The sequence below is a fragment of the Bradyrhizobium diversitatis genome (genome assembly GCF_016031635.1).
Taxonomy (GTDB): Bacteria; Pseudomonadota; Alphaproteobacteria; order Rhizobiales; family Xanthobacteraceae; genus Bradyrhizobium; species Bradyrhizobium diversitatis.
In genome coordinates this window covers 80026-103513 of sequence record NZ_JACEGD010000011.1, presented here as the reverse complement: position 1 = coordinate 103513, position 23488 = coordinate 80026, and the positions used below count along the sequence as shown (strand labels likewise).

Below are 23488 nucleotides of genomic sequence, written 5' to 3'. Positions count from 1 at the left end.
CGCGCGTCACCCCGTCCCGGATGCTGTACGGCCGAGATCGCCGGTCAGCATTGTGGAGTAGTGAAATGGGTCCGGCAATCCGCGGCAAGCGAGCGCCATTGATGGAAAGCCTTCGCCACCCGCGGTCCACCAGAAACTTGCCGCAGCATAGATCTGCGGACTGGCAGCGGAAAGCGCGGCAAAGGACTTGGTGAATGCGTCATCCGCCGAAACCGCTCCGACGGTCGTTGCGCCCAGTGCGATCATTTGCGATTCGTCGGCGATCGGCGCCTGCGGTCGCGGCACCACGAGACGATCCAGAGCACCCGATATCTGCTCAAAGGTCGAAGTTTGATCCAGAGTCGAAAGCAGGAACGCCTCCGCCTGCCCGTACCATTCATCCTGAGGATCGATGCTCGGCGGCGGCAGTAAGGCGCTTTCGTCCGACACCGCATGCACCGTCAATGGATAATACCGCCCCACCCCGTCGAGCGAAGGCATCATTGCCCCCGCCACCGTCGTGCCGCAGATGGCGGCGCCAAGCCAGAATCGCCAGACCGGTGCGGTCAGGAACGCCTGCTGCCAGCCCGGGCCAAGCTGATGACGACTGGCCGACAGCGCAGACTGCACCCATGGCTCCCAGGCTTCCAGGAAGCTGCGCGGGGTGGCGATCGCGATGAAATCACGCTTCGCGCCGATCTTGCCGAATAGCCCACAACGCATGTTCATATTCCAGTCGGGCAACGAAACTCGCGGAGCACCGACAGGTTGAGGGGATTGCGCAACGACCCGGTCGAAATCTGATAGTTGAGCTCGCGCCCCGCGACGATGAAAGTCGCGCTGGCGGTTTCTGCTTTCACCACCAAGGATCCAGCCTCGAGCATCCGGAACAACGACCAGGGACCGATGCGCTCGAGCACGGATGGCGGCCCGATATCGTTGCTGACCGAAATTGCCGTCCGCGGCGACGGACCCGGCCAGAGAACGGTGGTCGGTGCGTTGCTCTGAGGCTGCGGCGGTGGTGGCGGAGGTTGCGGCCCGCCGAACATGGACGAAGCCGTGGGCGGGCCCGGCGTGACCGGGCTGGTGATCGTCGTGCCACCAATCTCGGTCTTGACCGTCACGCCCGGCCCGGATGCCCCGGGCGGCCGGATTGCGAACGACACCGCCGGTACGCCACCGCCGGTCTGGAAGAAGGCGTCGCGGACATAGGCCGCATTCTGGAACTGCTTCAGCGTGTCGGGCGAGAACGATCGGCCGACGGGACTCTCCTTCCGCCACGTCCAATCTGATCGCGACGTGTCGGCGTAAGACGCCAGGAACTGGGTGAAGAACTTGTCCATGATGCCGTTCGGACTGAAAAGCTTGGCAAAGTCGGCGAGTGGCACCTCTTGATTGCTGCCGCGGACGAACGGATACCGGTTGGTCACTGTCTGCTGGCAAACCGGCGTGACCTGATCGCGCAGCGCCTGCAGGATCTGTCCGGCAGTCGAGGCGGCAATGCTGCCCTCGAACTCCGCGGCGGCCGCGCGCAGCATGTCGGAGAACGGCGGCGGCATGCGCGAGGCATTGTTGCGCAGGGCCGCAACCTGGCTCTGAAGCGAAGCGGTCGCCTGCGCGGTCAGTTGCGGGTTCTCGATGATCAGCGTCAGATTCTGCGCGATGTCGTTCAGGTTGGCGATGGTCGAGTCGATCGGCCGGCGGGTGCTGTCGCCTTCCAGCACCGCATGATATGGTTTGAACTGTGCTTCGATCGTCGCCCCGAGTGGTCCATCCTGGGCGTTGGTGAACAGTGGCGGCGCGGCCACAGCAGGCGTGGCCGGGTTCGTCGCAGCATTCGCCGGCTTCGGCCGCTCTTTGGTCAGTGTCGTTTCGTCGCGCACCGATTCCAGGATTTGCCGCATCGGTGAGGTCGGCGCGGAAACCGCCCTTAGCACCTCGTATTTCGGCTTGTCGGCAAGCAGCTTCTTCAGACGCAAGCTGCCCAGCGCGGTTCGCCAAGTCGTAACAAACTCGTTGGAATAGATGTTCACGAGGTCGCCGGCGAGGTTGTCGTACTGCTGGTCGATGGCCGACTGCTGGCCGGCATCGCCCAGAACCCAGCGTTCCTTCTTCATGCGCTCCGACAAACCCGGCAGCCGGGCGACGAAGTTCTGCTGGAAGCCGTTATACGTGAAGAACTGGGGCACCCGCACAGCGTCCAGAGGCTGCCCCGTCGTGGTTTCGAACACGACCGCCATGTCAGGACCGCCGCGGCGGGCGGCGATCCAGTCGCCTGCAGTCGATGAGCGAGCCTCGGATTTCAGGAATTCGTAGGCGCGCTGCGACACGCTCAGGCGCGCGAGGGAGTTCTGCGCCTGCTTGATCAGCCGGCCGTCCAGCTCGACAAGCGGGGGCTGCTCCGTCTCGAGGTCGAACATCGCCGTGAGGTTCTCGTCGAGCAGGCGCCGTCCTTCTGCGTTGGTTGCGCCGGGATAGAGATTGTCCTGCCAGTCGCGCTGCATCCAGGAGCGGATCAGATCGCGGTCCGGCGACTGCAGGCCGCCGAGCATCAGATAGACCTTGAGCGCCTCGTAGACGAATGCAGATTCGTTGATGCGCGCGTTGAGCTGCTCCTCCAAACGATACAGCAGGCGTGGCCTGAACATGCGCTCGAGCGCCGCATGATAGGCCGCCTTGGAGGGCGACATCAGCCGGGCGTGCTGGCTGAGCCCGTAACGGGCCGACAGGGGCACCGACTCGTTGCGCGAACCGTAGCCCGCCGGGGCGTTGCGCAGCCGATAGAGCAGTGGCAACACCTTGTCGAGATCATGATCGTCGATCAGCGTCTGCTTGATGAGAGGCGCTCCGGCGGCTGCATATTCGTTGTCCGCCTGCACACTCTGCGCGATCAAGTCGGAATTGCGCTTGTAGCTGGTCAGCCATCCTGCGATCAGCCCGATCGAGACCAGACCGATCAAGGATAGCGCTGCGGTTTTCAGAATCAGTGCGCGGCGCACCGCCGCACGGTCGGTCGAGACCCAGTCGGCCTCGCCGATGATGACCTTGGAAATGAGATCGGCGAGGAAATAGCTCTTGCCCGTCCCTGAATAGGATCCGGAACCGACCTCCTCCGCGCCGAACGTGCGCGCCAGCGACCCGATCAGTTGGTCGATGGGCGTCCCTTGCTGCGTACCCGAGGTGAAGTAGAATCCCCGCAGGTTCGCGTTCACGTGGTAGCGCGTTGGCTCGAAGATCTGGTTGAGGAAGTCGTGGATCTGGGGCTTGAGCCGAGCCATCTGTGCCGGGAAGCCGAACAGTTGCACACGGTGCTGCGGGGTCGGCTCGTCCTGCAGGCGGTCGAGTGTCTCCTCGCTCAGGCGCTCCAGCAGACGGTCGAACTCGACCGGTATCTGTCCCACCAGATTCTGGGTCTTGTCAGCGGTCTGGAATGTCGCGCCCCAGACCTGGCGACGGCCGGCCTCGCCGAGATAGGCGAAATATTCGGTGAAGCCGGCAACGAGATCGGCCTTGGTAAAAAGCGCGTAGACGGGGAAGCTGACCTTGAGCTTCTGATGCAGCTCGAGCAAGCGCATTCTGATGGCGTCGGCGTGAAGCGCGAGTTCCTGCTTCGGCAGCGTCAGCACGTCCTCGATGCTGATGGCGACCAGGACGCCGTTGATCGGCTGGCGTGACCGGCTCTTCTTGAGGATGTCGAGGAAGGCCAGCCAGCTTTCCTTGTCGGCCTTGGCGTTGGAATCCTGGGTGGTATAGCGGCCGGCCGTATCGATCAGGACGGCCTCCTCGGTAAACCACCAATCGCAATAGCGGGTACCGCCGACCCCCGCAACCGCAGCCGGCGTCGCCCCGCGTGCGAGCGGAAATTTGAGCCCGGAATTGACCAGCGCGGTGGTCTTGCCGGCGCCGGGCGGGCCGATGATGACGTACCAGGGCAGATCGTAGAGATAGCTCGATTTGTTGCCGCTGGCGGTCTTCAGCGTGGCGAGCGCATCCTTCATGCGTTCCTTGAGAACCGGCTCGTCGCTGACGGGCTGATCTGCCGCACTGATCCCGTCGGCGATCTCCTTGGCATTCTTGCGCCGCTTGAAGAAACTGAAGCCGGCGACGCCCGCTGCGGCCGTGACCAGCAGCAGAATCGCGATCTGGCGGATGATGTGGTTCTCGAGCGGATGCCAGTCGCCGAATGCAATGAAGGGACCTGCGAAATAGATCACGGCGCCGAGCGAGCTGAGCCCAACTCCGTAGAGAATGATGCGGATGATATCCTTGGCAAGCATTGATCGGTACCTGTGTCGCAAACCGCGTGAGCCGTGGAGCCTGCTTATTCGCTGCGTTCGATAAAGATCTCGACACGCCGGTTCTTGGCGCGTCCGTCAGGCGTCGAATTGGGTGCGATCGGCGCGTCCGCTCCCTTGCCTTCAACGTCGACGCGCGAACCATCGGTGAGGCCGGGCTTGAGCGCGGCGGCAACCGCCTTGGCGCGCTCGACCGACAGCTCGAAGTTCGAAGGGAAGCGCACGGTGCGGATCGGCGAGCTGTCGGTGTGACCGACGACCCGGATTCGTCCCGGCTCCTTGTCGAGGGTTACTGCGACGCGGGCCGCAACCGGCTTGAAGCCGTCGAGGATGGTGGCCTGGCCTGACGAGAACAACGCGAGGTCACAGACCCTGATCACGATGAAGCTCGCGGTCTGGTCCGCGGTCATGGCACAGGCGGTGTTCTCCTTGGCGAGCGCATTGCGGATGCGCTGCAGCTGGGTGATACGGTCCGGCGGTGGCGGCGGAGGTGGTGGTGGCGGCGGTGCAATGACCTTGCGCTTGAGCTCGATCGGATCGCTGGGATGCAGCGCCAGAGCGACTTCGGCAGCGTTCTCCGCCCGGCCGGCCAGCAGCGTTCGCAGGACGAAATAGGACCCCGTCAATAGCGCGGCGGCCACGGCTGCCACCAGCCAGACCGGAACGCGGAGACGCTGCCGGCGACCGGCCAGCGCCTGCCCCCTCCAGTTGGGCGACAGGTCGCTCACCGTCTTGGGACGGACCCGGCGCAACAATTCGTAGAGGTTGCGCTGGATCACCTGCAGGTTCGCAAGCCCGCCTGCCGATGTACGGTGGATGCCCTGGAAGCCGAGCGCGAGGCAGGCATGCTGCAGTTCGAGCACTGGATAGTTGATCAGCGGATCAACCTTCAAATGGTCGAGGATCTCGAAGAAACGGACACCACCCACCCGCTCGCCGAAGAACCGGCTCAGCATGGAATATTGCGTCCAGACATGGCGCTCATCGGTCGGGATGTGCTGCACGATATCGTCGGCGGTGGCGCACAGGATGTATTTCGCCGTGTTGGCCTGATGCTCGGAGATCCCCGCCGAACGGATATCCTTCTCGAAGAACTTGATCGCGTCGGCGACCTGCTCCATCAGACTTGCGAATGACGCGCGCATGAGCGCCACGCGCAACCGGCCAAGCAATTGCAGCAAAGGGCCGGCCGCACGCATCACCGGATTGGCGTTTGGCGCCACCAGATCGTCGATGCGCAACGGCGGTCCGGGTGGCAGCATCCCCTGCTGCACCGGTGCCTGCGCGGGTGTCGATATCCATTCCTCGGCCGGCTGGCTGGTCGGCGCAGCGGCGTAGCTCGGGCGCTGCGGAATGGGAGAAGAGGATGACGGCGAGGAAGGCGCGGGCGCGCCGGGAGGCGGCACAGGCGACGGCGAGTAGCTTGGACGTGCCGCGGGTCCCTCGCCCGCCGGAGGCTGAGCGGTGGGCGCCGGCGGCAACCTCCCGCCGGGATTGGGACGAATGATCGTCCGCTCGCCCCGACCGAAAGGATTGACCGGCTTGTCCCTGTCGCTCATGGCCTGTCTTCCAGGATAGCCCAAAGGTACAGCTCGAGCTCCGGCCAGTCGCCGGAGAAATGCATCCCGATCGAGGCCGCCGTGCTGAACTCCGGCCATAGCGGCGACTTGCGATCGAGATAGAAATAGACGTGATCGGTGATGGCCCGGATGTGCGGCGGCGGGGTCGGCAGGTGCACCAGCGTCAACCCTGGCAAGTTGGCGTGCACGATCTCGTTCATCTTGGTGTTCGGGCCGACCTTGAACAGATGCGGGAAGTCGTTCTGGATCTCCACGAGCGGCCGCCGTGCGGCGACCTCCAGCACCAGGGTCGCATTCCGGAACAGCGCCCGATCGCGGATCGGCGACACGAACGCATTCTGGGCGCGCTCGATGATCTCCAGGCGGATCGCCCGCCGGCCCAGCCGCGCGCTCAGGAAGTCCTGGATGTCGCTCACCAGGGGTGTGAAGATATTCTCGAGATCGTCGTGATCGTACGCCGGATAGTTGCGAGCACGGCGTTCTGGTGTGGCAAACGTCGCAAGCTCACCGGCAAACCTCAGCAGCTCCTCGTACAGTCGTTCCGGATGAACACTGCCCGAACGCTGGAAATGGGTCAGCACGGGAATGGTCCGGTTCAGCACCTGCAGCACCAGATAGTCGACGCTCTGCAACCCGCCTCCGGACGACGGATCGACCGCGTAACGTGCCAGCTCGTCGAGCTTGGTCTCGACCCAGCCGATGATGCGGTTGAGCCAGCCGTCGATGATGGGATGTGCGGCGCAGACCAGCATCGGCGGCACGAACTTGTCGTCGAACAGGATGTTCTTGTCGCGCACTTCCAGAATGCGCGCGATGCCGAGTCCCATGTATCCCGGCTTGCTGGTCTTGCGCAGTTCGAACGACAACCGCGGATAAGCGATGTCGATCTCTTCCTCGATGCGCAGCGCCGAGGTCGAATCGATGAAGGTCTCGGACGTGCGAACATAGCGACTGGCGCTGTCGGTGCGATCCTCATCAACCTCGCGGGTGTTTGGCGCTGCGATCGGCATCATCAGCCAGACGATCTGGCCGGCGGCAGAATCCGGCACCTCGATCGCTTCCGGAATCGGGCTGTCCGCGGGGATGTCGAACGGCGTTCCGTCCGGCATGACGCCGGACGCGTTGCGCACCGCGAACTTGCTCTGTTCGGTGAGGTCCTTGTCGATCTCGAGCTGGGCGAACCCCCAGGGGTATGGCGTTGTGTAGCGAACGCGCTTTTCCAGCAAATGTTCGATATAGCGATCGTTCTGCTGCAGATGGTGCGGCCGCAGAAACAGTCCTTCTGACCAGAAAACCTTGCTGTACCAAGACATTCCTACATCCACTCAGCAGCGTTTGGCGACCGCGTGGTCGCCGATAGTCACTTTGATCCGCCCTTGTCGGCGCGGTCGTAATAGTCCGAAAAATGCAACATGAAAGTATCGATCGGCGCGCTGTTGTCGCGGCCGAGATGCGCCTTCCAGCGCGTCAGGAATTCGTCCCAGAGTTTGCCCTTGTTCGAGCCGAACCAGGAGTTCGCGCCGCGCTGAAGCTCGAGTTCGCGCGCCATGAGCGTCGGATCGATGCCGGCGATGAGCTCGTGGACGGCGTGCTGCATCGCCATGTACGTCTTCAGCTGATGCGATTTGAGGTCGCCGAAGCCCTGCGCGAAGGCTCGTTGCGCGTCGAGATAGCTGCGTGTCCGCGGCCCGAACAATATGCGCATGGCCTCTTCCGAGGTCGGCGAGAATTTCAGCGGGTTGTTCTCCACGGCCTGGACGGTCGTCTGGCTGGTGCTGCGGGTCAGCTGCTTGGCCTGAGTTCGCGCCTGCAGCAGCGCCATGAGATTGTCCACGGTCATGCGCAAGATCGTGCCGAGCTGTTCGGCGAGCTCCGCGTCGGTCTTGTTGGCAAAGAAATTGTCCGGCAACCCGGCAGCACGTGCCACCAGCGGCGCGAACTCGGTGCCGCCGACCGGCCTGGCCGCGGCTGGCCCTTCGCCCGCCACTTGTGCCGGGCGGGACTGCTCAACGGGTGGCCGCGCCGGCGATGGCGGCGGCTGGACGGGCGCTGTTTCATCATCGGTCCACGCCGATGGCCGGCGCGGGGTCGGCATGGCGGGTGCTGCCTCGACCAGTGATCTCGGCGTCGCGACCGGGCCGGCGGCCCAGCTCATGTCGTCCTGCGCATCGGGCTGGTGCGGAGGCGTCGGCGATGGACGTCGAAACGGATCCACTCCCGGCGCCGGGACGCTCGCGGCCCAATCCAGAAACTCCGGATTGATCGGCCGCGCCGCCTCGCGTGGGTTCTTCAGCTGCTGCGGATCGATCGGCGGCGGCACGTCGCGGTCGGCCGCCCAAAGCTCCTGGTACCCGGCAGGCTGCTGGACGGGAGAAGCGCGCGGTTGCGCCTCGCGGTCCGGGACACGCCCGCCCGCCTCGTCCTCCAGTGAAACTCCGATGATGTAGTGGCCAATGGTAAGTCGATCGCCGTCGCGCAACCGGTGCGGCCCCCGGATGCGCTGGTCGGCGCCATTGAGAAAAGTGCCATTGGTCGAGACGTCATGCAGCCAATAGGCGCCGTCGCGAAAATGCACCTCGCAATGCTTTCCGGAAATCATCCGCGTCGGATCGGGCAACGTCCAATCGAGGTGACGGTCCCGGCCAATATCGACCGAACGCCTGCCGGTGACCGAAAACGATACAGGGCCGCCGTCCGGAAGATTCGGTTCGTTCTCGATATTGAAGCGAAGCACCATCACATCGTCTCGTCAGCGCGGAGGGCGCGGTTCGCCGCGTGCCAATTGAATACCATCCTCCAGGCATGCCGTCATTATCCGGTCCCGGGACTCGCGGGGCAGCCGGCAAAGGGCAATCAGCAGGGCCGCCCGCACCGCGCGCGCGGCTTGGTCGGGCTTGGCCTCGACCGGCGCAAATTCTGCCGGAACCACGCTTCCGCCGGACCATCCGGCCGCCAGCGCCAGCCATGTCGCCGGCTGCTCGGGATCGTTGGCATTGCCGACCGCCAGCGCCTTGTTCCGGGATTGCTCGTCCGGCTGCCGGACCCAGGTCTCCACGAAATTCAGCGATCTGCTGTCGTTGGCGTCGAACTGGTCGAACATCCGTCGCAACGAGCGGCATCCCCAGGCAACCGCCACGCGCCTGGGCAGCAGATACGCGCAGAAAGAGACGGCTCCGTGCCAATTGCGCGCATCGGTGGCGTCCTGAAGGAAGTCCAGCGAAGGCTTGTCGACCTCGGCCTTGCCGACATCGTGGCGCGCCATCGGATAGGCCTGAAACAGATCCTGCACCGTAGCGAACCGAACCTGGCTCATAGCGGTCAGCCGACAAGAGTTGGCAGGCCGTGGGCGCCCAGCGGTCCCCCGGCTGCGAGTGCCATGGCGCCCTGCGCCGTCATCGCGATCGTCGGCGCATTGATGACGATACCCGCAGGGGTCAGGATGATCTGGCTGGGACCAACCTGCAGGGTGATGTTGACGTTCGCCATGAGCGTGATTGCCAGGCCCGCGGTGACGGACTGATCCATCGTCATGGTGATATGCTGGCCGCCCAGCGCGATGTCGAGCTTGTCATTGCCGTTGACGAGGGTGGTCTTGCGGGTGTCACCACCGAGCGCGGCTTCGCCGATGGTCCGCGTCTCGGTGTCGCGGACCGTCACGTCGTGGTCCTTCTCGGCGTGCACCGTGATCTTCTCTGAGCCCTTCTTGTCCTCGAAGTTCCACTCGTTGTAGCCGCCGCCCCCCTTGGTGGAGTCCGATTTCAATCCCGCGATCGTCTTCTTGGACGGCAGGTCGTAGGGCAGCTTGTATTCGTCGTTATACACCGTGCCGATCACCAGCGGCCGATCCGGATCTCCTTCCAGGAATTCGACGACCACCTCCTGTCCGACGCGCGGAATGATCTGACCGCCCCATTTCTTGCCGGACCAGACCTGGGCGACGCGCAACCGGCATGACCGCTTTTTCTTCCGGTCCCAGAAGAACCGGACATAGATTTCGCCGAGATTTTCGACGTCGATCTCCTCGCTGGAATTGTCGTCCTTGGTCACCACCTTGGCGGTCTGGACGCCGTTGATCCTCGGCTTCGGCGTCAGCATCGGCGCGCGGAACGGCCGATCGCTCGGCAGAAACTCGTAGCTGCCGAAATAGACGTGTTGGCCGGCGTCGCTCGGGCCGCCGGTGCGATAGGATTCGATCGAGAACGAATGGGTGGCTCGCACCACGAGATATTCGATGTTCTGCGAGTCCTTGTGGTGCTTTTCGAGCTTGGTCAGTCCGCCGGGGAACAGGTTGACCGCGTCGCCGTTGCCGCGCCGCCGCCGGTCCATGGCCTGTTCGGACTGGAGCTGGATCTTCGCGTAACGCTCGCCGTCGGATTTCTCCTTGAACTTGCCTGGATAGTCGTAGAATTCCATCTCCGACCGCGTGTAGTGCTCGTTACCCTTGGCGTCGCTGATCATCTGCGCGTTGGGCTTCTGGTAGTTGTAGTCGTTGAGCTCGACCTTGCCGGTCCGAAACTGGCGTTCCGCGACCCATTCGTAGATGTGTTGCTCGGCGCGCCGGTCGGCTCCCGTCAGTGGAATGTAGGGTATCGTGGCAAGACCGTTGATCGGGCTGTGCGACGATTTGGAGTCCGCCAACACCAGCGTGTGCTTACCGCCCTCGTGCTTGAAATAGTAGTAGATGCCGTGCTGTTCCATCAACCGGCAAACGAAATTCAGATCGGTCTCCCGGTACTGAACGCAATATTCGAGCTTCGGACAGGAGCCCTCTTCGGTCAGCTTGGATTCATAATCGGTGAAGCCGCGATCGTTGAAGACCTCCTTGATGATGTCGGGCGCCTTCTTGTCCTGCCAGATCCGGCAATCGGTGGTTCGCGACAACAGCCATAGCCAAGGCCTCAGCACGATCCGATAGCTGAAGTAGTCGTTCTTCACCCCCAGCCATTGGGCTTCCGTGAGAATGCCGCTGAACTCGCGTTCCTTTTCGTGCAGCTTGATAGTCAGCGTGCACTGCTTGCCGATCGCGCGGTCGAAGTCGAGATCGGCATCTTCGCTGAGACACTCGATGCGGTATTCGAAGAGTTCGCTGAGTCCTTCCGAAGCCTCGTATCCGACGAAAACCAGAACGTCTTTGCCGAGAGGCGTCTTGAGCTCGCAGAGGCGGGTATCCTGGGTAAGCTGGCCCATGTGGGCGTTAACTCCCTCTTCGTCCGCGTGATCGGCAGAAGTGCCGATCAGGCGTCATGCAAGAACCGCGGAAATCCCTTCTGCCGCTGACAGGGCCGGCAAGTCCGCCCCGGGGGTGGGTGGGCCTTCTGACGCGCCACGGCAGCCGTCCAAGGAACCACCTCGCCCCTCAAGTATAGTCGCCTCCAAAAGCTTGCCGGTTCACGCGAAACTGTCATGATCGTTGGGGAATGAACCAGGGCCATCATGGATCTGACCTACCAAGGCAATCAGATCATGATCTTCCCCTGCCCGATCCGCTGGACGACACGGCTTCGGCACAGGGGCGGATGGCTCAGGAGACGGACGATCCTCGCATGCTCGACGTCGCATCCCTCACCCAGGCCATAGCGGCCGATGATCCCTGCGGGCCGGATCTCGACGCCGCCGGCGACATCCAGTACCTCAATTTTTTCGCAGGTGCGGAATCCCTGCTGCCGATGTCGTATTTCGAGGTCGTCAACGCCAATGGAGAGCGCGGACGTTTCGATCCAAAGGCCGTCGATATCGCGGGCCAGTTCGAGGCCGTACGGCCCCTTCTGGCGCGCACCCGCGATCTGCGCCTGAACATGCTGCTGGCCAAGTTCTCCATCCTCAACCGGGATCTCGACGGCTTTCTGAATTGCCTGAAGGCGACCACCACGCTGCTGAGGGATCAGTGGGAAGCGGTGCATCCGAGGGCCCAAGACGACGACTATGCGCTTCGGGCCGTCACGATCGAAGCGATCGATGTGTTTCCAACCGTGATCAACCCTCTCCAATTCCTTCCGCTGATCGAGAACCGCAGGCATGGCAGCCTCAATTACCGGGCCTATCAGGTCGCCAAAGGCGAAATTGCGTCCGGCGATGCCGACGCGGGCGGCCCCGATCTAGCGACCATCGAGCGCATCATCGGCGATACCGATCTCGACACCCTCAAGGCCGTGAGTGCCCGGTGCTCGGCGGTCGCGGCTGAAATTTCGGGCATCAAGGCGATCTGGCACGAAAAGTTGAACACTGGTCAACCCATCAGCCTCGATCGAGTCTCCGGAGTCGCAAACGGTATGGCCGCGTGGCTTGCGGGTCTTGTCACGGAGCGTGATCCGGCCGCAGTGGCCGCGCTACCGGACGATGCGGCACCGGTTGACGCGCAAGCGCCACTGGAAACGACCGGCGCGCTGGCTTCGTCAGCACAGGCCACCGCAGCGCTTGCGGCCGTGGCGGACTATTTTTCCCGAATGGAACCGTCCAACCCGGCGCTGTTGCTGGTGCGCCAGGCGCAGGAAATGGTCGGCAAGTCATTCATCGAGGTGATGCGGATGCTGGTGCCCGCCCACGTGGAGAGCGCCGCGATCAACATCGGACGCGACAAGGTTTTCGACCTGCCGATCGAACGGATGGCGGAGCTCGCCATAACACCCTCATCCACGGTCGAGAACGCATCTCAAGATGTTGTTTTTTGTGTAGAAAACAGAACTCAAGCTCTGGGCCTGCTGGCGAAGGTGGCGGCATTTTTCCGAGCCGCAGAGCCGTCCAGCCCGATCCCTTTTTTGGTCGATCGCGCGCGCGATCTCGCGCAGCGAGACTTCCTCAGCCTCTTGAACGACGTCCTGCCCGAGGGGACGCTCAAGACAATCGACAAATCGCATTGAACCCGCTTTTCGCTCGACGGCACTAACAGGACATAAGGAAGCTTGTCGACTGCGAGTTGAGCCGCCTTATCAGCCTGCGTCGCGCAAGTCGGTTTCCAAAGCGATTTTGTAGAGAGGGCAGCCATGGCTACGGACAGCGGTCAAAAATTCATCCGGCGAAACCGCGCACCGCGCGTGCACATCACCTACGAAGACCCCTACGACGCCGAGCGGCTGATCGAGCTGCCGTTTGTCATGGGCGTCCTCTCCGATCTTTCCGGCAACAACGCCGGCGTCGAGAAGTCCAAGGTCGAGGAGCGCAAATTCCTCGAGTTCGACATGGACAATTTCGACAACCGCATGGCGGCAATTCAGCCCGGCGTGACGACACGCGTGGCCAATCGTCTGGGCGATGCGCCCGACGAGAAGATTTCCGTCGCCCTGCGCTTCAACAAGATGGCCGACTTCTCGCCGGTGGCGGTCGCCCGGCAAGTTCCAGCCACGGCCAAGCTGCTGGAGGCCCGCGAACAGCTCGCCAACCTGCTGCGCTACATGGACGGCAAGGTGGCCGCCGAGGATCAGTTGAAGAAGCTTCTCAGCGATCCGCAGCTGATGGCCGCGCTGCAGGAGCGCGCAGCCAGCCAGCCGACCGAACCCGACGTTGAGAAATAAGGGAAGGACTGGGGACCATGGCAAAAGAAGCTGGTCAGAAAGCAACCGTTACTCAGCTCGGGACCGTCGAGGCTGACGAGTTCGCGACCCTGCTGAAGCAAAGCTTCAAGCCTCGCACCGAACGCGCGGCGACCGAAGTCGAGAACGCGGTATCAACGCTCGTCCAGGAAGCGTTGAAGGACACCAGCGTCATCAAATCCGACGTCCTCGACACCATCGAGGAGATGATCGCGCGGATCGACCAGAAGCTCACCGCGCAGATGAATGAGATCCTCCACGCGCCGGAGTTCCAGGCGATCGAAAGCGCCTGGCGCGGTCTGCATTACCTTGTCTTCAATTCCGAGACGGACGCCAATCTCAAAATTCGCGTGATGAACGTCTCCAAGAGCGAGCTCTATCGCAACCTCCGGCTTTACCCGGACGCCCGCTGGGATCAGAGCCCGCTGTTCAAGCAGGTCTACGAGTACGAATTCGGCCAGCTGGGTGGCGAGCCGTTCGGCTGCCTGATCGGAGACTATTACTTCAGCCATCTGCCCACCGACGTGCAGTTGATGCGCGATCTCAGCAAGATTGCCGGCGCGGCACACGCCCCCTTCTTCGCCGGGGCCGAGCCCACGCTGATGGGAATGGATTCGTGGACCGAACTGTCCAATCCGCGCGACATCGGCAAGGTGTTCGACACGCCGGAATATGCGGCTTGGAAGGGTCTGCGCGACCAGGATGACTCACGCTATCTCGGTCTCTGCATGCCGCGGGTACTGGGTCGCCTCCCCTACGGCGCCAAGTCCGAGCCTGTGGAGGAGTTCGCCTTCGAGGAAGAAACCGACGGGCATACCGGCGACAAATACGGCTGGATCAACGCCGCCTACGCGATGGCAGTCAATATCAACCGCGCCTTCAAGGAGTTCGGCTGGTGTACGCGCATCCGCGGTGTGCAGTCCGGCGGTGAGGTCATCAACCTGCCGACGCACACGTTCCCGACCGACGACGGCGGCGTCGACCTGAAATGCCCGACCGAGATCGCCATTAGCGATCGTCGCGAGCACGAACTTGCAAAGGCGGGCCTCATCCCGCTGATCCATCGCAAGAACACCGACAAGGCGGCCTTCATCGGTGCGCAGTCGCTCTACAAGCCGAAGAAGTATTTCGGCGAGAAAGGCGTGGATGCAACCGCGTCCGACAACCTATCGTCACGTCTGCCCTACATGTTCGCAGTGTCTCGCTTTGCGCACTATCTGAAGTGCATGGTTCGCGACAAGATCGGATCCATGAAGGAGAAGGATGAGCTGACGGTTTGGCTGCAGACCTGGATCAACGAATACGTTGATGCCAATCCGGCCCTGTCGTCAGAAGCTCAGAAAGCGCGCAAGCCGCTGGCCGCTGCGAAGGTTGAGGTCATAGCAAACGAGGAGAACCCGGGATACTACAACGCACGCTTCTTTCTCCGTCCCCACTTTCAACTTGAAGCGATGGACGTCGGCCTCAGCCTTGTCTCGCGCCTGCCGGGCCCGAGCTCCTGACGTCACGTCATCGCGACCGTCAATATCAAGATTTTTGAGAGGATTATGCTATGGCTGTCGATATTTTCTTGAAACTCGATCCGATCAAGGGCGAATCGAAGGACGACAAACATCCTGACGAAATCGATATCTTGAGCTGGTCTTTCGGCGAAAGCCAGACCGGTACATTCCACAGCGGATCCGGCGGCGGCGCCGGCAAGGTCAGCGTCCAGGATCTCCACTTCACGCACTTCGTCGACAAGGCCACGCCGGAACTGTTCAAGGTCTGCGCGAACGGCAAGCACATTGATACCGCGATCCTCACCGTTCGCAAGGCCGGCGAGAACCCGCTGGAATATCTCAAGATCGAGATGAAGCAGGTTCTGGTCACCAGCGTGTCGACCGGCGGGTCGCACGGCGAAGATCGTCTCACCGAGAACGTGAGTCTGAACTTTGCGAAGGTCAAGATGACTTACAAGACCCAGACGGAGAAGGGCGCCGCCGGGGCGTCGCCGACCTTCGGCTGGGACGTTCCTGCCAACAAGGAATGGGCTTGATCTACGGATCCTCGTCTGGCGCCGGTTTACCGATAGCGGAAACCGGTGCCATGCGACGCGATCCCGCCCGCACCTTTCGGGCTATCCCGGTTTTCGGGCTGGATGCTTGATCACGGCAGGTCACGCCGGACGCCAATTGCCGCCCCCGAAGCTGCATATGCGCCGGCCGACATGGGGACCGGAATGACGCTTACGCCAAAAAAGGATCGGCTTTCTCCACCGCTCATGCTGGCCTTTCGCGCGGCTCACGAGGCACGTGATGCGCGCAAAGAGCTCAATCTGCGCGACCAGTCAGGTGAACGGATCATCGCAGGCCGGCGCAGCACGGGACGCCATCCGATCTCGGAAACATTGCTGCGGCGCGAGGTCTCCCATGACCTCGAAACGCTCCTGAATACGATCGCTCTGGAATCGACACTGGACATGACCGGCCGGGATTGCGTGCGAATGTCGATCCTGAACTACGGCTTTCCCGATATTGCCCATCGTTCGATCGACGAGGTCACGGACGATGAACTCAGCAGCGCGCTGCGCGAGACCCTGACGACTTTTGAGCCGAGGCTCGATCGCAAGACAATCCGCGTCCGCCGCGACGGCTCGGTCGGCCCTGAGCAGCTCAAGCTGCGATTCATCGTTCACGCTGACATGAAAGCCGAACCGCTCAACGTTCCCGTGGAATTCGTCGCCGACGTCGAGCTCGACAGCGGCGATATTCAGATCAACCGACTTTAGCATGAACCGCGAATTCCTGGACTTCTACAATCGTGAACTGTCACTGCTGTACGAGCAGGCGGGAGACTTCGCCGAAGAATTCCCCGGAATCGCGGAACGCCTCGGCGGCCTGATCCGGGATCGCTCGGATCCGATGATCACCGGCCTGTTGGAGGGCGCCGCGTTTCTCGCCGCCCGCGTCCAGCTGAAGCTCAAGCACGAATTTCCGGAATTCACCGCAAACCTGCTCGAACAGCTGGTTCCGAACTATCTTGCCCCGACTCCGTCGGCCATGCTGGTCGCGGCGCGGCCACCCTATGCCGATCCGGCGCTGCGCGACGGCAAGAAGATCGCGCGCGGCGCGTATTTCGACGCCACGTACCGCGAGAGAGAGCGAAGCCTCGCCTGCCGATTTCGACTTTGCCGCGACATCGTGCTCTGGCCGTTCGACATCAGCGGCGCCGAATACTTTTCGACAGCCGGCGCCCTGCAGGCACTCGGGATACCGGTCGGCGGCGATGTCATAGCGGGACTGAGACTGTCGTTGACCCACCGTACCGCGGCCCGGCTCGATGAGGAACCGCCCGACACCGAGGCCCGGACCAAACCGGAAACCTGGTTTGCAGGCTGCCGCGTGGGCGAGCTCCCGATCTACCTCTCCGGCGCGGAGTCAGATTCGATCGCGCTTTACGAGCAACTGATCGCGAATTGCAGAGGTGTCTACTTCCGCCATCTCGACGACTTCGGCGATCCCGTGGTGACGCGTGCGCCGCTCGACTGCGTTCAACAGATCGGCTTCGATGAGAACGAGTCGCTGTTTCCCAACGATAATCGGATCTTCCGAGGCTCGGAGCTGCTGCGGGAATATTTCGCATTTCCACGCAAGTTCCTTGGGGTCAACCTGACCGGACTTCGCAGCGTGATGCCGCGCCTGCGCAGCAAGTCGATCGACATCGTCTTCGCTTTCGATGAACACAATTCGCGGCTTGCCGCCGCGGTGCGTCCCGACGCCTTCAAGCTCTATACTGCGCCGGCGATCAATCTGTTCGAGAAGACGAGCGATCGCATCCCCGTCAAATCGAATACCCACGAATACCACGTGGTGCCCGATCGTAGCCGCTATCTCGAATACGAACCGCACCAGGTGATCGAAGTCTACGCGCACCTTCCGGCGGAGAAGGACAAGCGTCTGGTGCGCCCGCTGTATTCGGCTGCCGTCGACACGACCAGCGGATCGGTCGAGGGTCTCTATTTCACCGTCCGCCGCCTGCCTCGACGCCGCACAATGGAGGAGAAGACGTATGGCTCTTCGTCCGACTACACCGGGACCGACATGTTCCTGTCACTGCTCGAGCCCGGTGAGCTGAGCGGAGAAAACCCCGTTGCCGAACTCAGCGTCCGGGCACTGTGCTCCAATCGGCATCTCACGGAGCACCTGCCGGTTGGCCACGGCGGCGCCGACTTCCGCCTGCTGGATGATACGTCCCTCGATCTGGTGTGCGTCGCCGGTCCCACACGTCCACGGGAGCCGGTGGTGGCTCAGTTGCGCAGCCGCAGTGAGGTCGCCAATAGCGGAGTTGTCAGTTGGCGGCTGATCAACATGCTGAGCCTGAACTACCTTGGTCTTGTCGAGCGTGGTGGCGGCAAGAACGCCGGCGCGCTGCGCGAAATGCTGTCTTTGTTCGCCGACCAGTACGACGACGCCACGGAACGCAAGATCCGCGGCGTGCGCTCGATCGAAAGCCGGCCGGTGGTGCGGCGGGTGCGAGAGCGCACGGGTAGCGGCGCAGCGCGCGGGCTGGAGATCAGCGTCGTACTCGACGAGAAGGCTTTCGAGGGGAGCGGCGTGTTCTTGCTCGGAGCCGTTCTGGAGCGTTTCTTCTCCGACTATTCGGGCTTCAATACGTTTACCCAGACAGTCATCTCAACGCCGGAGCGCGGCGAGATCATGCGGTGGCAACCGCGCATGGGCACGCGGAGACCGTTGTGACGCTGATCGACCAGATGAAGTCCGAACCCTGGCGGTTCGATTTCTTCAATACGCTGCGCCAGCTGGAGCGAGCCAACCGGGATCGACCTCGGATCGGCGACAGCGCCGCGCGCCGCGACGAGTATGTCGACCTCGGTCAAGTCCCATATCTGGAGTTCCCCGCCTCCAATCTTGCAGCGGTCGACGACCAGGACGGCCGGCTCAGGATACTCGTCAAGTTTCTGGGTCTGCTCGGGCCGCAGGGCGCGCTGCCGCTTGCCACCACCGATGAAAGTCTCAGCTGGTGGCTGATGCGGGATGACGCTTTCCCGCGATTTCTCGATCTGCTCAACGGGCGCTTCCTGCAGCTGTTCTTTCGCGCCTGGGCCGATGCGCGGCCGATCGCGCAGCACGATCGGCCGGCAGAGGATCGCTTCATCGCCTATGTCGGCTCCTTTGCGGGCCTCGGCTCCGACGTCTTCGCCAATCGGGACACCGTACCGGACATGGCGAAGCTCAGCTTCGCCGGGCTTATCGCCCCAAGGGCGAAGTGCGCGTCACGGCTGACGCGGTTCCTGCAGGGGCTGTTCGATGTCAAAGTCGAGATCGACGAGTTTGTCGGGACCTGGCTCGCGTTCGACCCAAGTCACTGCAGCCGGATCGGGCAGGCCCATGCCAGCCTCGGTCGAGACGCTCTTCTCGGCTCACGGGTGTTCAGCGTCGAGGACAAGATCAGGGTTCGGGTCTTCGTCAAGAATTTTGCTCAATACGAGCAGTTTCTGCCGACCGAAAGCCGCAACTTGTCGGAGCCGCTGGCGGACGCCGTCTTCCTTTATATCGGCGACGAACTGGAGTGGGAGGTTGAACTCGCCATTCCAGCGGGAGAGGTCGCCCCGGTCAGACTCGGCCAGAGCGGACGACTTGGATGGACCACCTGGGTCTCGCCGAACTGGACGTCCACGGAAGAATATCGCCGCGATGCCCGCTTTCAGCTTGGCGAGCGCTTGAGAGCCCGTCGGAGCAGCGCAGCGGATGCCGCGGCGATTTGAACCTATCGGCCGCCCCTGTCGTCCTAACATCATGGGATTCGAGGCAATTCCGCCAGGTGCGAGGCATCCGCGGAGCAATTGAGCAGGAGGGGCCGCCGTGACCGACATCAGCCTTGAAGCGGTAACCGGCAAATTGAACCGGGCTGGCTATGATGCCTTCATACAGGCTCTCCGCCACGCCAAGAGCGCCGGCAACCGCAACGTCGAGCTTGCGCATTGGCTCTTTCATATCCTGCAGCAGGATCGCACCGACCTCAGCCTCTCGGTCGACCATTACAAGCTCGATCGGTCACGGTTGCTGTCGGACCTTGCTGGCGTCATCAACGGCTTCCGCAAGAACGAAACCGATATGCCGGGCGTCGCCAATCCGGTCATCGATCTTCTCGATCGCGGCTGGCACTACGCCACGCTCTTCTTCGGCGAAACCCAGATCCGCACCGGCCATCTGCTGGTGGCCGGGCTCAAGTCGAACGACATCCGTCGCACGCTGAACAACCTCTCCCAGGAATTTGCAAAGGTGAACGTCGACGCATTGGCCGCGGAGCGCCGCGCCGTCTGGGCCGGCTCCGACGAGGAGTCCATGCGTCCGATGGACGGCTCGGGGCTGGTCGGCGCCGGTACGGAGGGCGCGGATCAGGCGAGCCCCAAGGGGACGACGCCGCTCGACCGGTTCTCGCAGGATCTCACAGCCAAGGCCAAGTCGGGCGAGATGGACCCGATCCTGGGTCGGGACGAAGAGATCCGCCAGCTGATCGACGTTCTGATGCGGCGGCGGCAGAACAATCCGATCCTCACGGGAGAGGCCGGCGTCGGCAAGACGGCCGTGGTCGAGGGATTCGCCCAGCGAATTGCCGCCGGCGACGTGCCGCCACCGCTACGCGATGTCAGGCTCTGCGCGCTCGACATCGGCCTGATGCAGGCCGGCGCCTCGATGAAGGGCGAATTCGAGCAGCGGCTGCGCTCGGTGATCGATGAGGTGCAGAGTTCACCGACCCCCATCATCCTGTTTATCGATGAAGCCCACACACTGATCGGCGCCGGCGGCGCAGCCGGCACCGGTGATGCGGCCAACCTCCTGAAGCCTCCCCTCGCCCGCGGCACGCTACGCACGATCGCCGCCACCACCTGGGCTGAGTATCGCCAGTACATCGAGAAGGATCCCGCGCTCACGCGGCGCTTCCAGCCGATCCAGATCGACGAGCCTGACGTCGAGACCTGCTGCGTGATGCTGCGGGGCCTTCTCGGCCCGATGGAAAAGCACCACGGTGTTCGCATCTCCGATGCTGCAATCGTTGCAGCCGTCAACCTCTCGCACCGCTACATTCCCTCTAGACAGCTGCCGGACAAGGCCGTCAGCCTGCTCGACACCGCTTCGGCCCGCGTGGCGATCAGCCAGAGCGCGACGCCGGCCTTGATCGAGGATGCGCGCGTCGCGATTACCGCTCGCGAAGCTGAGAAATCGGCGCTGGTCAGCGACAGCGACCTGGGCATCGAGGACAACGAGCGTGTTGCCGCGATCGACAGCGATATCGCAACACTGAAGGACAAGTTGACGACTCTCGAGGCCGACTGGGCCAAGGAGCAGGAGCTAGTCAAGGACATCCGCAGCATTCGTGACATCCTGTCCGAACCCAAGGAAAATCAGGATCCGGCCGCCAAGCGCGCGGAGCTGCGCGGCAAGTTCGAGACGCTGGAGGGCATCAATCCGGAAAAGCGGATGGTCTACGCCCATGTGGACCAGCAGTCGGTGGCGTCCGTGGTGTCCGACTGGACCGGCATCCCGGTCGGCCGGATGATGCGGGACGAGATCGAAACCGTGCTGAAGCTGCCGGAGATCCTCAACCGCCGCGTCGTCGGCCAGTCCCACGGCTTGACGATGATCGCCAAGCGAGTTGAGACCAGCCGTGCCAAGCTGGACAACCCGTCGAAGCCGATCGGCGTGTTCATGCTGGCCGGACCGTCCGGTGTTGGTAAAACCGAAACCGCCCTGGCGCTCGCCGAAACCCTCTACGGCGGCGAGCAGAACATGATTACGATCAACATGTCGGAGTTCCAGGAGGCGCATACCGTCTCGACCCTCAAGGGAGCGCCTCCCGGCTATGTCGGGTATGGCGAAGGCGGGCGCCTCACGGAGGCCGTCCGGCGCAAGCCCTACAGTGTCATCCTGCTCGACGAAGTGGAGAAGGCCCATCCCGACGTCCACGAGATATTCTTCCAGGTGTTCGATAAGGGAGTCATGGAGGACGGCAACGGGCGACGGATCGACTTCAAGAACACCTTGATCATCCTGACCACCAACGTCGGCACCGATCTGATCATGGGGCTTTCGCGCGATCCGAAGTATCGCAATGAGCCGGAAGAGCTCGCCAGGATGCTGAGGCCGGAATTGCTCAAGGTATTTCCAGCCGCACTGCTCGGGCGCATCGTCTCGATCCCCTACTTCCCGCTCTCGGACGAGATGCTCGCCGGCATCGCCCGGCTGCAGCTCGACCGTATCGGACGGCGACTGCGCGACAATCACAACGCGGCCTTCAGCTATGACGATGCAGTCGTGGAGCACATCGTGTCACGCTGCAACGATCCGGATTCCGGCGGACGCATGATCGACAACATCATCACCAATACCCTGCTGCCGGAGCTGTCGCGCGAATTCCTCAGCAAATCGCTTGCCAAGGAAGAGATCAAGCAGACACGCGTCTCGATCGCGGACGACAAATTCGCATATTCGTGGAGCTGAGCGCGATGAACATTCAGTCGGAGCATCGCCATCCCGTTACCGGCCCCACGCCGTATGACGAGGTCTACTACCCCGGCCACGTCTACGGGCTCACCCACCCCAATCATCTCGCAACGATCGCCACCGTTTATGGCATGCAGCCTGCTCCGGTCGAGCATTGTCGGGTGCTGGAGCTCGGCTGCGGCGTTGGTGGCAACCTGTTGCCGATGGCCTTTCAATATCCGGACTCCGAATTCATCGGCGTCGACCTGAGTGGCGTGACGATCGAGCGCGGCCAGCAGAATATCGCGACCTTGGGTCTGAGCAACATCAAGCTTCTGCACTGCGACATCATGAATGTCGACACAAGCTTCGGGAAGTTCGACTACATCATCGCGCACGGCGTTTACTCCTGGGTGCCGCCCCACGTGCGCGCGAAGATGATGGCGATCTTCAAGCAGAATCTGGCGCCGCGCGGGGTCTGCTATGTCAGCTACAATGCGCACCCATTCTCGCATCTTCGCGACATGGTCCGCGACATGATGCGGTATCACACGCGCCGCCTCACCGGCATGAAGGAGAAGGTCGGACAGGCCCGCGCGATCCTGAAGTTCCTGAGCGAGGGCTCCAAGGCCGACACGGTGCACGGCGCGATCATGCGGGACCAGTACAATCGTGTCCTCAAGGCTCCGGACGAATTGTTGTTTCACGACGACCTCGACGACGAGGCAACCGCCTTCCTGCTGCACGAGGTCGCCGAGGAGGCCGCCCGCCATGGCCTGCAGTATCTCGGCGATTCCCATTTCGCGCGCCACTATCTCGCCGGCCATTCCGAGGAGGTCCGCGCCACGCTGCAGCGCTTCCCGGAGAGCGAGTTCATGGCGCGCGACCAGTATCAGGACTTTGTCGACGGCAACGGCTTCCGTCGTACCTTGTTCTGTCACGACGACGTTTCCCTCAACCGGCAGATCGATGTGGATTTCGTCAGGCGATATCACCTCCTGAGCACGACCAGCCCGCTCGATCCCGAGGCCTGCCTGACCGACGATTCCCCGATGGAGTTCGAGAACCACGACGGCAGCAGGATTACGGTGACCAGCCCGATTCTGAAGGCCGCGCATTTGTGCCTCGGCCGGGCCTGGCCGCGGGCGCTGTCATTCAGTGAACTGCTGGATGGTGCGCGCGCGCTGCTGGACGGCCGTCGAGCCGATGATGACGAACGGGCACTGACGGATGCGATGTACATCCTGGCCTGCAGCGGCGAGGTCTCCTTCCTGGTCTCGCCGCCCTTCCTCTTGAAGGAAGTTAGCGACCACCCGCAGGCGAGCTTGCTGGCCCGCAAGCAGTCGCAGACAGGTCCGCTGGTCACCAACCTGCTCCACCAAACTGTACAGTTGGAGGACGACCGGACGCGGCATTTCCTGCAACTGCTCGATGGCGTTCGTACCATCGACGAGATCACGGCCGAGATGACCGAAGCATTCGGGTCGACCATCCGGATCGAACAAAAGGACAAGGACGGAAACCCCGCCGAGCCGCTGTTGCTGTCGACCCGAGAAAGCGTCGAACGCTCGCTTGCGATGGTTGGCAAGCTGGGCTTGTTGGTCGCGTGATGCGATAGCGAT

Annotated in this window: 16 protein-coding genes; 9 read left to right on the top strand and 7 right to left on the bottom strand. The window is 62.7% G+C overall.

The window, feature by feature from the left end; genetic code table 11:
- Positions 1–6: 6 nt before the first annotated feature.
- The 7 genes from tagF to H1B27_RS12535 are packed head-to-tail and all read right to left on the bottom strand — an operon-like array spanning position 7 to position 11041.
- Positions 7–708: a type VI secretion system-associated protein TagF gene (gene tagF, locus H1B27_RS12565; RefSeq protein WP_197966448.1), complete on the bottom strand. Its 702-nt coding sequence runs from the start codon at positions 706–708 to the stop codon at positions 7–9.
- The gene (tssM, locus tag H1B27_RS12560) at positions 705–4256 is read right to left on the bottom strand and encodes a type VI secretion system membrane subunit TssM (protein ID WP_197966268.1); all 3552 of its coding nucleotides are present in this window, start codon (positions 4254–4256) and stop codon (positions 705–707) included. Before tssM ends, tagF begins: the two co-directional genes overlap by 4 nt.
- A 44-nt stretch (positions 4257–4300) precedes the next feature.
- Positions 4301–5833 (bottom strand): type VI secretion system protein TssL, long form, encoded by a 1533-nt coding sequence (gene tssL, locus H1B27_RS12555; RefSeq protein WP_197966267.1) that lies wholly within the window; start codon positions 5831–5833, stop codon positions 4301–4303.
- On the bottom strand, positions 5830–7167 hold the full coding sequence (gene tssK / locus H1B27_RS12550) for a type VI secretion system baseplate subunit TssK (RefSeq protein ID WP_026201979.1): 1338 nt from the start codon (positions 7165–7167) through the stop codon (positions 5830–5832). Before tssK ends, tssL begins: the two co-directional genes overlap by 4 nt.
- Before the next feature lie 47 nt (positions 7168–7214).
- A complete protein-coding gene (tagH, locus tag H1B27_RS12545) occupies positions 7215–8591 on the bottom strand; it encodes a type VI secretion system-associated FHA domain protein TagH (protein WP_197966266.1) in 1377 nt (458 codons plus the stop codon).
- A gap of 12 nt (positions 8592–8603) precedes the next feature.
- A complete protein-coding gene (locus tag H1B27_RS12540) occupies positions 8604–9167 on the bottom strand; it encodes a DUF6931 family protein (protein WP_131868666.1) in 564 nt (187 codons plus the stop codon).
- Positions 9168–9172: 5 nt separating this feature from the next.
- Positions 9173–11041, bottom strand: coding sequence for a type VI secretion system Vgr family protein (locus H1B27_RS12535; protein ID WP_197966265.1), 1869 nt, complete (start codon positions 11039–11041; stop codon positions 9173–9175).
- Positions 11042–11397: 356 nt separating this feature from the next.
- Here H1B27_RS12535 and H1B27_RS12530 point away from each other — a divergent pair, with 356 nt between their 5' ends.
- The 9 genes from H1B27_RS12530 (at position 11398) to H1B27_RS12490 (ending at position 23476) form a co-directional block, all read left to right on the top strand.
- On the top strand, positions 11398–12711 hold the full coding sequence (locus H1B27_RS12530; protein WP_197966264.1) for a type VI secretion system protein TssA: 1314 nt from the start codon (positions 11398–11400) through the stop codon (positions 12709–12711).
- A 123-nt stretch (positions 12712–12834) separates the two neighbouring features.
- A complete protein-coding gene (tssB, locus tag H1B27_RS12525) occupies positions 12835–13362 on the top strand; it encodes a type VI secretion system contractile sheath small subunit (protein WP_028178526.1) in 528 nt (175 codons plus the stop codon).
- 17 nt (positions 13363–13379) lie between these two features.
- Positions 13380–14882 carry a type VI secretion system contractile sheath large subunit gene (tssC, locus tag H1B27_RS12520; protein WP_028178525.1) on the top strand — a complete coding sequence of 501 codons (1503 nt, stop codon included), beginning with the start codon at positions 13380–13382 and terminating at the stop codon, positions 14880–14882.
- A gap of 50 nt (positions 14883–14932) precedes the next feature.
- On the top strand, positions 14933–15418 hold the full coding sequence (locus tag H1B27_RS12515; RefSeq protein ID WP_061881606.1) for an Hcp family type VI secretion system effector: 486 nt from the start codon (positions 14933–14935) through the stop codon (positions 15416–15418).
- A gap of 183 nt (positions 15419–15601) precedes the next feature.
- Complete coding sequence (tssE, locus tag H1B27_RS12510; protein WP_156505323.1) at positions 15602–16150, top strand: type VI secretion system baseplate subunit TssE; 549 nt, start codon at positions 15602–15604, stop codon at positions 16148–16150.
- Between the two features lies 1 nt (position 16151).
- Positions 16152–18119 (top strand): type VI secretion system baseplate subunit TssF, encoded by a 1968-nt coding sequence (tssF, locus tag H1B27_RS12505; RefSeq protein WP_197966263.1) that lies wholly within the window; start codon positions 16152–16154, stop codon positions 18117–18119.
- Complete coding sequence (gene tssG, locus H1B27_RS12500) at positions 18083–19147, top strand: type VI secretion system baseplate subunit TssG (protein ID WP_197966262.1); 1065 nt, start codon at positions 18083–18085, stop codon at positions 19145–19147. Before tssF ends, tssG begins: the two co-directional genes overlap by 37 nt.
- Positions 19148–19244: 97 nt before the next feature.
- Entirely contained in the window at positions 19245–21884 is a 2640-nt protein-coding gene (gene tssH, locus H1B27_RS12495) for a type VI secretion system ATPase TssH (RefSeq protein ID WP_197966261.1), read from the top strand.
- Between the two features lie 5 nt (positions 21885–21889).
- On the top strand, positions 21890–23476 hold the full coding sequence (locus tag H1B27_RS12490) for a class I SAM-dependent methyltransferase (RefSeq protein WP_197966260.1): 1587 nt from the start codon (positions 21890–21892) through the stop codon (positions 23474–23476).
- The last annotated feature ends 12 nt before the right edge of the window (positions 23477–23488 follow it).